The sequence below is a fragment of the Nonomuraea sp. NPDC048881 genome (genome assembly GCF_040649795.1).
GTDB lineage: Bacteria > Actinomycetota > Actinomycetes > Streptosporangiales > Streptosporangiaceae > Nonomuraea.
Genome location: NZ_JBEZGC010000023.1, coordinates 135,727 through 147,133 on the forward strand (window position 1 = coordinate 135,727; position 11,407 = coordinate 147,133).

Here is an 11,407-nt window from a genome sequence, read left to right on the forward strand (position 1 = left end):
TCTCGCTCGGCGGCGAGCTGGCCAGGAACTCCGACCTCGCCCGCGACGAGCTGTCCCGTTACGTGCGCGGCCTGCCCGTCGCTCCTGCTTCGGCGGTGCCACGCCGTGCGGGGGAGGGAACGACGGCTCTGAGCGCGGGCCACGCCAGCAGCGCCAAGGCCGCAGCGAGTGCCGCCACGGCCAGCATGGCGCCCGGCAGCCCGGTCGCCTGCGCCCAGTGCCCCACATACACCGGCCCGGCGAGGTAGCCGAGATAGGCCAAGGTGGACACGACCGAGGTGGCGGCACCGCGGGCCGCGGCGGGGACGTTGGCGGTGGCCAGGGCGAGCACGGTCGGGAAGAGCACGGCGGTGCCGACGGCGGCCAGGGCCAGCCCGAGCAGAGCCAGGGGGAGAGACGCGGTGAGGGCGAGCAGGGACGTCCCCGCCGCGGAGATCACCGCGCCGGCGGTGAGGACGATCCAGGCGCGCCGGGTCTTCACCGCGCTGATCGCGAAGCGGGTGAGCGAGACGGCAAGTGCGAAGACCGCGGGTCCGGCGCCGACCAGCGCAAGTCCGGCGTGCACGGTATCGGCGAGGTAGACGGCGCTCCAGCTCTGATGAGCGTTCTCGACGGCGAATCCGAGCGCACCGAGTCCGCCCGCGACAAGCAGGAGCGGCAGATGAGCGCGCAGACCCGGTCGGCCGTGCGCGGTCGAGGTACGGTCATGATCGTGACGGCCGAAATCGGCCTGCGTGCGATCGTCGGTGACGATGGCGGTGCTCACAGCGCCGGCGGCGACCAGGACCAGCAAGTACGGCACGACCACGGGCAGACCGGCGGCGTTCAGCAGGCCGGTGACGAGGCTCGTCGCGACCACGGCCAAGGAGAAGAAGCCGTGCGCCCTGGTGATGACCGGACGGCCATTGGCACGTTCGACGGAGCCGGCCGCCGCGTTGATCGTCACGTCCGCAGCGCCGGACGACGCGCCAAGAACCGCCAGTCCCACGGATAAGGCAAGCAGGTCGCGAGCGGTGACGGCCACGGCGATGCCGGCGATGCCGAGCGACGTGAGCATGATCGCCGTGACGCGATGCCCCCACCGGTCTACGGCCCTGCCCGCAAGGGGCATTGCGGGCAGGGCGCCGACGGCGATGAACAGCAGCGCCGTGCCGAGTTGGCCATCGGTCAGCCCGGCCTGGTCGCGAATGGCGGGCACGGACGCACCCCACACGCCCCAGAACGCGCCGAAGACAGCGAATCCCGCGTACGGCACCCAGGCTCGGAGGTGACCGTGATCGGTGCATGCTCGTGTATCGATACACATGCAGTGTAACGATACACAAGATAGGGTGAGGCATGGCCAAAGACCCTTCTCAGCCCCGGCCGACCATGGCGGAGGTGGCCCGCGCGGCGAAGGTCTCGGTGATGACCGTCTCCTACACCTACGCCCAGCCTGATCGCGTCTCCGAACGCACCCGGGCCAGGGTCCGCGAAGCGGCTGCCCGCTTGGGATACCCCGGCCCTCATCCGGGGGCCCGCTCCCTGCGCCGGGGACGGGCCGGCAACCTCGGGGTGGTGCTTGGCGAGCACCTCACCTACGCCTTCGAGGACCCCCAGGCCACCCGGTTCCTGGCCGGCGTCGCCGAGGTCTGCGCCGGTCACGGCCTGGGGCTCACGATCGTGCCCATCACCGGGGCGCCGTCCGACACCGACCGGGTCGCCGAGGCCGCGGTGGACGGTTTCGTCGTCTGGACGACCAGCGACGACGACCCCGTGCTGTCAGCGGTGGCCGCCACCGCTCTCCCCGCCGTCGTGCACGGCGGACCACACCACCGGAACCTGCCGATCGTGGCCATCGACGACCGTGCCGCAGCCCGCGCCGTCGCCACCGAGGCCCTCGCCGGCGCCCGGCGTCCGATGGTGCTCAGTTTCCCGCTCGATCGCGCCAGGACGCCGGGGGTCCACAACGGGCTGGATCCGGCCGAGGCGACTTTCCGCGTGACCCGCGAGCGCCTGTGCGGAGTCCGTGACGCCTGGGAGGCGGTCGACGGCCGCTGGTCGCAGGTGCGGGTCGCGGTGTGCGCACGCAACAGCGCGCGCGAGGCCGAATCCCTGGCCACGGCGTTCCTGAAGGGGGCGGACGCGCCGGACGCTGTCATGGCCATGAGCGATGAGCTCGCCCTGGGCCTGATGCGAGCGGCCGCCCGTGCCGGTCTCGCCATTCCCGGCGACCTCGCCGTCACCGGCTGGGACGGCACCGACGCGGCCGCCGCCGCCGGGCTGACGACCGTCGCGCAGGACCTGCGCGCCCAGGGAGCCCGCTGCGCGCAGCTGGTCCTGGGCAAGGAAACGGCAGCTGAGACCGGTCCGATCGAATGGCGCCTGGTCCTGCGCGACTCCACCCGGCGATGACCACGGTCAAGCGCGCCTCCGAGCAGGATCCTGCCTGATCGGGTCCGGCTTCCTCGGGGGGCTGCATGGCGCCCGCCGACTTCGTCCTGGCGTTCGCCGGGACGCGCGCCCAGCACCTGCTGCTCCACCCAGAGGTCTGACACGCCGACGAGGAGTCTTGGGACAAGGTGTACGGCGCGTTGCCCCATGCCCCCATCCGAACATCGCCGACCTGGCCACGAAGCTCTACAAGGTTGACGAGGACAAGATCTTCGAGGCCGGTCCTGGGATGATCATTTAGGGGATCGCGTGGCAGGCAGAACCGTCCTCAAGCTCGAAGAGCTCGGTCAGTACGCCGCGCAGCGCCGGTCGGCCGTCGTCACGCGGCCAGGCCGCGCGCTCCTAGGAATCTACTTTGTAAAGGGGGTGGGTATAGACGCCCCTGTCGGGCTCTGTTATACAACAGTCCACATCAGAACGGGCTTCGCCCGTACTCATCACCAGAAACCCGAGGGCAGGGTGGAACGGCGTGCTGTCTGGAGTACCTACGGGTGGCGGCCACTGCACGGCAGGCCCGCCGCCGGCATGCAAGCGGCATATCAAGAGCTTCCGGCTGATGCTCCACATTTGATCACTAACGTGATCATCGACTTCGCCATCGACTGGGACAACCGCGCCATGACCTGTCCCGACGGGGCCACCAGCTTGCCCTGGGTCAACGAGGTCGACCAGGGCGGCACTCCGGCGGTCCGCGTGCGCTTTCAATGCGTGACTGCAAGGACTGTCCCAGCCGCGACCTGTGCACCCGCGGGGCAAAAGGCTGGCGCATCACCCTGCGCCCACGGGAGGAGCACGAAGCCTTGCAACGCGCGCGGGTCAGGCAGAGCACGGACGAGTGGCAGCAGCGCTACGCCCACAGGCAAGGTGTCGAGGGCACCATCGCTCAGGGCGTCAAAGGCTTCGGCCTGCGGTGGTCCCGCTACCGCGGGACCGCCAAGACCCATCTCCAGCATTTACTCATCGCCGCGGCGATGAATCTGACCAGACTTGATGCCTGGCTCACCGGAACGCCGCTGGCCCCGACCCGCACCTCGCGCTTCGCCGCCCTGCGTTCGGTGGCGTGAGCGGGTGTCTCAACCCCGGCAATCTTGGTTAGAGCGCAAAAGACCAGCATGCGAACGGCCCCGCCGTGTCAGTAGCAGCGCATGTCCGTCCAGCTGTCGTCGTACATGCCGTCCAGGTCAATGATCACTGAGTTTGTGGCGGAGGTGCCATCCACGGGGGTGCCGGGCTCGTCGAACAGCGTGAAGGCCACCACCTCGTAGTCGCCGAGGTCCCCGTCGGGGTCTTCGATCTTCGCCTGCCGGTAGTGGTTCAGCACCTCCTGGACGGGCCGCTCGGTGGAAAGCTCGAAGCGGATGGTGTACCAGCAGTCGCCGGAGTCGCCGCTCACCTCGACTTGCGGGTCGAAGTACCCGGAGTCTGTTCCGGATGGCAGCGGATACTCCTGGATGCGGTCCACCATGCGCGCCAGCCGGTGGTCATTGATCCACACCGGCGCCATGGCGATCGCCGCGAGCAGCAGGAGCGGCACTAATAGCAAGGCCAGGCAGCCGCTTCGGCGAGCCATTTGTGAATGTCTGGACTTCTGTGGTGGTGCGGGTGCGGGCGGGTCCCGGGGGATCGACATGGATCACATGATCGCGTACCTGTTCTCCCCTCGCATGAGGGTACCGCCCTGCTGGGGACGGACTCTGAGGGATTAGAGACACTCTCTGATGAGCCCTGCTTGCCCGGCGTGCACCTCCCAACGCAGGACACGCCCGTGATCACAAACGTGACCACGGGGCTGCTTCTGTTTGGCCTACTTCGCCGACGGTGGCCCTCTGGGTGAGCGGGGTCCGATCCCGGGTCTGCGGCGGCTGTTCAACACGGTGATGTGGCGGTTTCGTACCGGCAGCCCCTGGCGTGACCTGCTGGAGGAGTACGGCCCATGGTCCACCGCCTACGACCGGTTCCGTACCTGGGCGCGGGACGGCGTGTTCGAGCGGCTGATGCGAGCCGTGATCAGCGAGGCCGCAGCCCGGGGACAGGCCGACCTGGACCTGGTCAGCGTCGACTCCACCACCGCCCGCGCCCACCATCATGCCGCCGGGATGGTCGTGGACGGTGAGCTGGGCGCAGCCCTGGAAGAAGCCGTCGATCAGGAAAGGGGGCTACGCCAAGGGGGCAAAACGCCGCCGACGGCAACCCCAGCAACGAAGAGAGCAGGGACAACGACGCCGGGGACGACGGGACGACGGGAGGAACGAGCGGCGACGACTGCGACGCCGCTACCGGTTCCGGCCGAAGGCCGCCAAGCTGGGCCGCTCCCGGGGCGGGTTGACCAGCAAGGTGCATCTGGCGGCCGATGGTCGATGCCGTCCGCTGTCCTTCGTCCTGGCCGCCGGCCAGGCCGGAGACAGCCCGCAGTTCCGCGCCGTTCTGGAGCGCATCAAGGTCCGGCCACCGATCGGCCGTCCGAGCCCACTCGAACCGGACGCGGAACCCGGCCAGCGTCTCGGCGGCCGTCTCCGCCGGGGTGGAGTGGACCCACACCTGGTCCGGATCGGGATCGACGGCGGGCTCGCCGAGCCGGACACGACGCGCGATCGGGCGATCGTTGTGCCCACGTGCGTCGCGACAATCGTAGTGATAGGCGGTCATGCCGTACTGAACGGCCAGGAGGCGGGCCACGGTCGACTTTCCGGCCCATTGGCCACCGCCGATCCACAACGCGCGGTGCAACGTGCCGAAAGGATCCCAGACGTCGTGCTCCGCGCGGACGTCATGGGTGGTCATCTGGCGTCCTTCCGGGGCGAGGTACGACGGTCGCCGGGCGCCGGGCGCCGGGCGTGCTCTCAGGGGGCCGGCGATCGCGCGCCCGGCGTCATGGACGCGTCAGGTCAGGGGTTTCCAGAAGTCGCAGCCGTGCTCACGGCCGAGGTCCACCTCGCCGATCCCGCCGGGGCCGGGGGCGAGCGACAACACCTGGCCCCCGGACGGGTCGTAGGGCGACCAGCGGGTCGCCCGGTCGCCGTTGGGGTCGCCGGTGTGGGCGAAGCGGGTCCAGTAGCCGATCATATCGTCGGAGAGCCGCCGCTGCTCCGGTGACAGGTCATGGCCGGCGTACGCGCGCGAGAACAGGTACTGGAGCTCCCCCGCGTGGTAGGCGCCTGTCGGATAGCGCTGCGGGGGAGCCTCCTTGAACCACGGCGCCGTCCGGTCCGAGAATTCGTAGGCGTAGGTGGGCACGTGCCGGCCGAGCAGCTTGTTCGTCTCGACCGCGGGGCAGGCCCAGGCCCAGTCGGTGAGCGTGCTCGCCATCGCCCAGCTCGTCGAGCCCTTGTAGTCGCTCAGCGGGTAGCGGCGGATCACCTCGGCGGTCTGCCTGCCGTCCAGGCCCAGGAACGTGCCGAGCACCCCAGGGTAGTCCTTGGCGGCGACCGGGCCGCCCGCCTCGGCGTCGAAGCCGACCTGGAAGGTGACGTGCTCGTCCCGGGTGATGCCGTGCATGACCGGCACCTTCGCGAACTCGCCGGACCTGAGCAGGCGTACCGGATCCTGCGGAAGCACTCCGGCGCCGTAGGCCGGCGCGAGCCCGCGCGGACCGACGGCCTTCAGCAGCACGGACACCGGCTTGGACCGCAGGCAGACAGCCGCTGTGCGAAGGTCGGCGCAGCCGGCCGCGGCGGCGATCTCGACGGCCTGCCGCTCCGCCTGCGCCCGCGGCTTGGGACGCCAGGTCTCCGCGTCCGGTCCGGCCGTGCTCGGGGCCCACGGCCAGCGCAGGGTGCACGGCCCGCTCTGCATGATGACGCGCTGGAACAGCCCTCGCGATCCCGGGGCGGTCAGGTGGACGCAGCTCGACATCCCGCCGGCGGACTCCCCGAAGAGGGTGACGTTGTGCGGATCGCCGCCGAACGCCGCCGCGTTCGCCCGCACCCAGCGCAGCACCGCCTGCTGGTCCTCGATGCCGAAGTTGCCGGACCCGTGCCGGGCCGGACCGCCGTTCAGCGCGGGGTGCGCCAGGAATCCGAGCGCGTTGAGCCGGTAGTTGAAGGTCACCACGATGACGTCGCCCTTGGCGGCCAGCCGTTCGGCGCCGTAGATCGCTCCGGAGCCGCCCAGGAAGCCGCCGCCGTGGATCCACACCATGACGGGCAGCTTTCCGGTGGTGCGCCTCGGCGTGGTGACGTTGAGGTACAGGCAGTCCTCGGCGGTGCTCGGCTTGTCGCCGATGAAGTCCATGACCTGGGCGCACGCGGGGCCGGGACGGGTCGCGGCGCGCACCCCCCTCCACCCGGCGGCGGGTCGCGGCGATCCCCATCTCAGCGCCCCCACAGGCGGCGCCGCGTACGGGATGCCCTGAAAGAGCCGGTACTTCGCGTGCAGCGCGCCCCGGACGAGGCCCGTCTCGATGCGGACCACCGCCGGATCCGCACCGGCCCGGCCGTGGTCCGCGGCCGTCGCCGGTGGAGCTGTGGCGAGCGCGGTGACCAGGCAGGCGAGCACGGTCATGGGCGCCCGAAGGACGTTTCTCATGAAATTCCTCAAGGTGGGTGGGATGGGGGGAGTCCCGGCTCAGGAGGCCGGAGAGCCGATCACGCCGACGGGGCCGCGCCGTACGGCGGCCCGGGGTGAGACGAGCGTGACCGGCACCACGATGAGCACGATCACGCCGATCAACGCCGGGAGCACTTCGCCGCCTATGGCGTCGTTCCCGTCGCCACGGCCGGGGCCGTCCCGGTGGCAAGGCTCGTGCGGCGGGCGCCGCGCAGGAGGCTGATGCTGACGGCGAGGGTCCACACGCTCCAGAGGGCGCCCATGCTGGCGGTGGTGCCCCAGCCCTGCGCGCTGTAGAAGTCGGCGGCGTCGTCGCCGAAGTACACCGCGGGCAGGAAGGCGAGGTTGATCGCGGCGAGGACGTGGGCCGAGCGCGCCACCCAGCGCGGGAGCAGGCCGAGCCGGGACACCGCGATCCCCAGAGCGATCAGGAAGAGGCCCATGAGGAGCCTGGAGACGGCGCCCTGCATGAGGTACTGGGCGCCGGCGAAGGGTCCTTCGGTGGTGGTGTCGATGTCGTGGCCCACCGTGATCGCCGCGCCCACCTCCATGGACTGCGGGACGAACACCATGGCCACCCACAGCAGGCCGGCGCTCTGGACGATGCCGGCGACCCAGCGGTAGGACGGGCCGACGTGGCGGATGAGCTCGCTGAGCCCGAGGAAGTAGACGACGTAGACCGTGCAGCCGGTGATGCCGAGCAGGCTGCGGGTCAGGACGTCCCAGTCGGGCGGGGTCTCGTAGATGAAGTACAGCGGGACCTGGAGGATGATCAGGAGGCTTGCGGCCAGGCCGAACAGGCCGGTGTACCTGCGGATGGCGGTCTCGGACACGACGGGGCCCTCCTCGCGAGAGGCGTCATAAACAAAACTGGGATCTCGTTAACTCACCCTCAAAGTAGCCGCGCGACCCCAGCTAATACAACCCCAGTTTTCTTAGATGCTCATTTGGGCGGTTAAAGGAAACCATGGTTGCGTTAGACTGGCTTCTGGGAGGACGGCAACCACGCGAGCAAAGGAGCCTGTCTTGTCCGAGGACCGCCCGGCACCGGGGACGATGCGACCGCGCGGGCGTACCGAACGGGTGCGCGCCGCCGTCCTGGCCGCCACCCGCGCCGAACTGGAGGCCCATGGGTACGCGGAACTGAGCATGGAACGCGTGGCCGAGATCGCGGGCGTCGCCAAGAGCACGGTGTACCGGCGCTGGCGCGACCCGGTGGGCCTGCTGGTCGAGCTCATCGCAGACCTGACCGTCTCCGAGGTGCCGCTCCTGGACACCGGGTCGCTGGAGGTGGACCTGCGCGGGCTCGCGGTGGGCATCCACCGCTTCTACAGCGACCCGGTCTGGCGCCCGGCGATGCTCGGGCTGATCAGCGCGGCCGTGCTGGACCCGCGGGCGGCGCAGGCCCTGCACGACTTCTTCGAGACCCGCAACGACATGGCCGCCCAATCGGTGCGGCACGCCATCGAACGCGGCGACCTCCCGCCCGACACCGACCCGGTCCAGGTGATCCGATCGGTCGGCGCGCCGTTCTACTACCGGATGCTCGTCAGCCACGAACCCATCGACGAGACCGTCGCCGAACAGGCCGCCGCAGCCGCCATCGCCGCCGCGAAGGCCGGAGCGCATCCGATCCGACCGTCCCAGGAGGCCTGACGGGCGGTGCCGGGACTTCGCCGCAATCAGCCGACCCGCGAGATCCGCGGCCATGGCTGCCATGCCTGTGCCTGGCCGTCGTGCGCGAGGCCCTGGTGCAGCTGGTGGGCGAGGGCATCGCGGTGCGGCTGCCCAACCGCGGCTTCGCCGTCCCCGACTTCTCCGACCGGCGGTGGCAACAGATCGCGGAGAAGGCCCATGATCTCGACGTCCCCGGACGCCTGATCACGCCCCGGCAACACCAGCCATGCAGTGGCACGTGGTGGTGAGCCCGCCCGCGCTGGAGGTGGGGTAGTAGGAGTCACCGCTGCTGAGGACGGCAGACCACCCCACCCCGTACAGCACCCGGCCGAGGCCGGTCAGCCTGCCGCCGGGCTCTGGTCGCCGCCATGGCGAACCGTCCCGAGGGGGATGCAGTTGTCCGGGGTTCCGGTCCGTACCCCCTCGCACAGCTGAGCCCGCGACAGGTCGGCCTTCTCCGGTACCAGCTGCCAGGCGCGAGTCCAGTACGGAGTGTCCGCCATCAGATCGCCGAACTGCTTCGAAACGCCGGTGCCGTACTCGGGGGAGCGCATGTCCTCTTCGGTGAAGTAGTTGGTCCCGTCGTCCATGCCACCACAGCTGACCTGGCTGTCGGCGTCCTGGGCGGCCTTGCAGCCGTCGTACCGGACCACCCAGTACGCCTGGGGGTGCGGGGCCTTGAGGGGGCGTCCCGGAGTGCTGGTGACCTTCAACACGAGCTGGATGTATGTCAGGCCCTGCGGCGCCGGGGACTGCGGAGCCTCGGGACTGAGCTGGGCGTCCACGATCTGAACCGAGTGCGGATAGGGCCCCTTCTTCACAGCCAGCACCGGACCACGTCCCTCGAACGAGGAACCCGACGGGGAGGGCGACGGACTCACCGTGGCAGACGTCCCGGGGGTGACCGCCAGGTCCGGGGCAGACCGGTCCGGTTGCGCCCACCCTCCGCACGCAGCCAGAAGACCACTGCAGGCCAGGGCGAAACCGCCTCGCGCCCACCGGACCAGACGTATGCGTCCACCGTTCCTCATAGATCCTCCTGTTGGTTGCAACGGGGTCGCGCTCCCAGCCACCCCCTTCTGATCTTGGGCACACAGTAGCGAAGGCGGTTCTTCGGACTTACTGCTACGTTCCTGAAAGCGGCCGTACATCCCTGCCTGCCTACCTGGGGAGATGATGATCTCAGAGGCGTTTCATGCCGAAACTGCTGTACGCGCATCCGCCGGCGGACGCCGAAGAAGAGCGGCAGATCCGCGAACTGCTCCACGCCACACGAGGCGGTCTACGCCTTCTTCCTGCCATGGTCTCGGCGTGGTCTGCCCGAACGGCTCGCCGGACGCCTACGCGGCCGGCTGCGCCTCCTGACCGGACACGGCGAGTTGCCCACGGCCGGGTGCATCGATTCCCAGACGGTCAAGGCGGCCGAGACCGTCGGCGCGGCAGCCTGCGGGTACGACGCAGGCAAGAAGATCAAGGGCTGAAACGGCATATCGCGGTCGACACGCTCGCGCTGCTGTTGTGCGTGATCGTCACCGCCGCGTCGGTCCAAGACCGTGACGGCGCCCACCCGCTGCTGGCCCGGCTTCGGGAGAAGTTCTCCACCATTGCGCTGGTCTGGGGCGGATGGCGGCTACGCCCGCCGGGCGCCTGCTCACCGGGGCGCGCGACGTGCTCCACCTGACCGTCACGATCGTCAAGCGCTCCGACGACGTCCGCGGCTTCGTCGTGCTGCCGCGCAGGTGGGTGGCAGCACGAACCTTCACCTGGCTGACCCGCTACCGCCGACTGGTGCGGATCTACGAGCGCAGCGCCGAGCACCACGAAGCCCAGATCTGATGGGCCACGGTGCACCGGGTGACCCGCCCCCTGAGCCGCGACTGGCAGGCCAGCCCCCCCGGCCGCTGGGCCGACCCGCCGCCGCTTCCGGATCTGTCAAGCCCCGGCCCGCGTGGCAAGGTCCTGAACTTCTGGCCGGCCAGCCCTGGCGGGCCTGGAAAAGGGGATGATGCCGGGCGAACCGCTATGCTCCCGTGGCCCCATCGATGCGCTCTCGGATCAGATCGGCGTGCCCGGTGTGCTGCGCGTACTCCTCCAGGAGGTGGATGTAGATCCAGCGGAGGCTGACCTTGCCGGTCGGCGCCCGGGGGTCGTCGGCCAGCTCCTCCAGGTCGATGTCCGCAACCGCGGCGTCGCAGGCAGCCGTCTCCGCGAGGAAGGCGGCATAGTCGGCCTCGGCGTCGGCGTCGGCCACCAGGTCGAAGTCGCCGTCTTCGTACTCCTCCGTGATGTACAGCTCGGGCAGGTTCTCGTGCAGGAACTTCTCCCGGAACCACCAGCGCTCGACTTCCGTCATGTGTCGCAGGAGGCCGAGCAGCGTCAGGTTGGACGGCTCCACGGCGGCGGTCTTCAATTGCGCGGAGGTGAGGCCGGCGCATTTGCGTAGCAGGAACAGCCGGCGGAGCTTCAACCAGTTATCCAGCATCTCGCGTTCGCCACAGGCCATGTCCGTCCGAGGTCCCCGCTCTACGTCGGGTGCTGTCCACGTCATGTCACCATCATGACGACCTGCGCAACCGCTTTCGCCGGGTACGCGCGTATTCTGCCCGCCGCCGGGCGTATCGCTCGAAGACGGGGCTCGACCGGGGCATCCCTGTCTACTCCGTATGCTGTACGGTACGTTGTACGACTTGAGGAGGAGCAGCATGTACCAGCCGAGCGCCGAGGAACTGAAGAACATCGACGATTGGTTCGC

Annotated in this window: 10 protein-coding genes and 3 pseudogenes; 7 read left to right on the forward strand and 6 right to left on the reverse strand. The window is 69.8% G+C overall.

The features are described from left to right. Positions 1–58: 58 nt before the first annotated feature. Positions 59–1,306 carry an MFS transporter gene (locus tag AB0C33_RS45085; protein WP_358299986.1) on the reverse strand — a complete coding sequence of 416 codons (1,248 nt, stop codon included), beginning with the start codon at positions 1,304–1,306 and terminating at the stop codon, positions 59–61. A gap of 32 nt (positions 1,307–1,338) precedes the next feature. Between AB0C33_RS45085 and AB0C33_RS45090 the strand changes: the two genes are divergently transcribed. Together AB0C33_RS45090 and AB0C33_RS45095 are read left to right on the forward strand one after the other, a co-directional pair. Continuing rightward, entirely contained in the window at positions 1,339–2,394 is a 1,056-nt protein-coding gene (locus AB0C33_RS45090) for a LacI family DNA-binding transcriptional regulator (protein ID WP_358299989.1), read from the forward strand. A 743-nt stretch (positions 2,395–3,137) separates the two neighbouring features. Further along, positions 3,138–3,497, forward strand: a complete 360-nt coding sequence (locus tag AB0C33_RS45095) for a transposase (protein ID WP_358299992.1) — start codon at positions 3,138–3,140, stop codon at positions 3,495–3,497. A 68-nt stretch (positions 3,498–3,565) separates the two neighbouring features. Here AB0C33_RS45095 and AB0C33_RS45100 read toward each other — a convergent pair whose 3' ends face one another. Then, the gene (locus AB0C33_RS45100) at positions 3,566–4,003 is read right to left on the reverse strand and encodes a hypothetical protein (protein ID WP_358299995.1); all 438 of its coding nucleotides are present in this window, start codon (positions 4,001–4,003) and stop codon (positions 3,566–3,568) included. A gap of 229 nt (positions 4,004–4,232) precedes the next feature. Here AB0C33_RS45100 and AB0C33_RS45105 point away from each other — a divergent pair. Then, positions 4,233–4,418: pseudogene (locus tag AB0C33_RS45105) on the forward strand (transposase); the annotation flags it as partial. 316 nt (positions 4,419–4,734) lie between these two features. Then, positions 4,735–4,890: pseudogene (locus AB0C33_RS45110) on the forward strand (IS5/IS1182 family transposase); the annotation flags it as partial. Positions 4,891–5,313: 423 nt separating this feature from the next. Here AB0C33_RS45110 and AB0C33_RS45115 read toward each other — a convergent pair. Together AB0C33_RS45115 and AB0C33_RS45120 are read right to left on the reverse strand one after the other, a co-directional pair. Next, on the reverse strand, positions 5,314–6,957 hold the full coding sequence (locus tag AB0C33_RS45115) for a carboxylesterase family protein (protein ID WP_358299997.1): 1,644 nt from the start codon (positions 6,955–6,957) through the stop codon (positions 5,314–5,316). A gap of 164 nt (positions 6,958–7,121) precedes the next feature. After that, entirely contained in the window at positions 7,122–7,811 is a 690-nt protein-coding gene (locus AB0C33_RS45120) for a hypothetical protein (RefSeq protein ID WP_358299999.1), read from the reverse strand. 193 nt (positions 7,812–8,004) lie between these two features. Between AB0C33_RS45120 and AB0C33_RS45125 the strand changes: the two genes are divergently transcribed. Beyond that, a complete protein-coding gene (locus tag AB0C33_RS45125) occupies positions 8,005–8,634 on the forward strand; it encodes a TetR/AcrR family transcriptional regulator (protein ID WP_358300002.1) in 630 nt (209 codons plus the stop codon). 80 nt (positions 8,635–8,714) lie between these two features. Next, positions 8,715–8,903 carry a hypothetical protein gene (locus AB0C33_RS45130; protein WP_358300005.1) on the forward strand — a complete coding sequence of 63 codons (189 nt, stop codon included), beginning with the start codon at positions 8,715–8,717 and terminating at the stop codon, positions 8,901–8,903. A gap of 90 nt (positions 8,904–8,993) precedes the next feature. Here the strand turns inward: AB0C33_RS45130 and AB0C33_RS45135 are convergent, their stop codons facing one another. Further along, entirely contained in the window at positions 8,994–9,485 is a 492-nt protein-coding gene (locus tag AB0C33_RS45135; RefSeq protein WP_358300008.1) for a hypothetical protein, read from the reverse strand. A gap of 552 nt (positions 9,486–10,037) precedes the next feature. On the opposite strand from AB0C33_RS45135, the pseudogene AB0C33_RS45140 reads away from it, so the two are divergent. Next, positions 10,038–10,464: pseudogene (locus tag AB0C33_RS45140) on the forward strand (transposase); the annotation flags it as partial. A gap of 211 nt (positions 10,465–10,675) precedes the next feature. On the opposite strand, the gene AB0C33_RS45145 reads toward AB0C33_RS45140, so the two are convergent. Next, positions 10,676–11,407 (reverse strand): DinB family protein (locus AB0C33_RS45145; protein ID WP_358300011.1); only part of this gene is annotated, 732 nt, incomplete at its 5' end.

Excerpts from the sequence above, each read along its gene's own strand:
- AB0C33_RS45085 (WP_358299986.1), bottom strand. The coding sequence starts at position 1,306 with ATGTGTATCGATACACGAGCATGCACCGATCACGGTCACCTCCGAGCC.
- AB0C33_RS45115 (WP_358299997.1), bottom strand. The coding sequence starts at position 6,957 with ATGAGAAACGTCCTTCGGGCGCCCATGACCGTGCTCGCCTGCCTGGTC.
- AB0C33_RS45100 (WP_358299995.1), bottom strand. The coding sequence starts at position 4,003 with ATGGCTCGCCGAAGCGGCTGCCTGGCCTTGCTATTAGTGCCGCTCCTG.
- AB0C33_RS45095 (WP_358299992.1), top strand. The coding sequence starts at position 3,138 with ATGCGTGACTGCAAGGACTGTCCCAGCCGCGACCTGTGCACCCGCGGG.
- AB0C33_RS45090 (WP_358299989.1), top strand. The coding sequence starts at position 1,339 with ATGGCCAAAGACCCTTCTCAGCCCCGGCCGACCATGGCGGAGGTGGCC.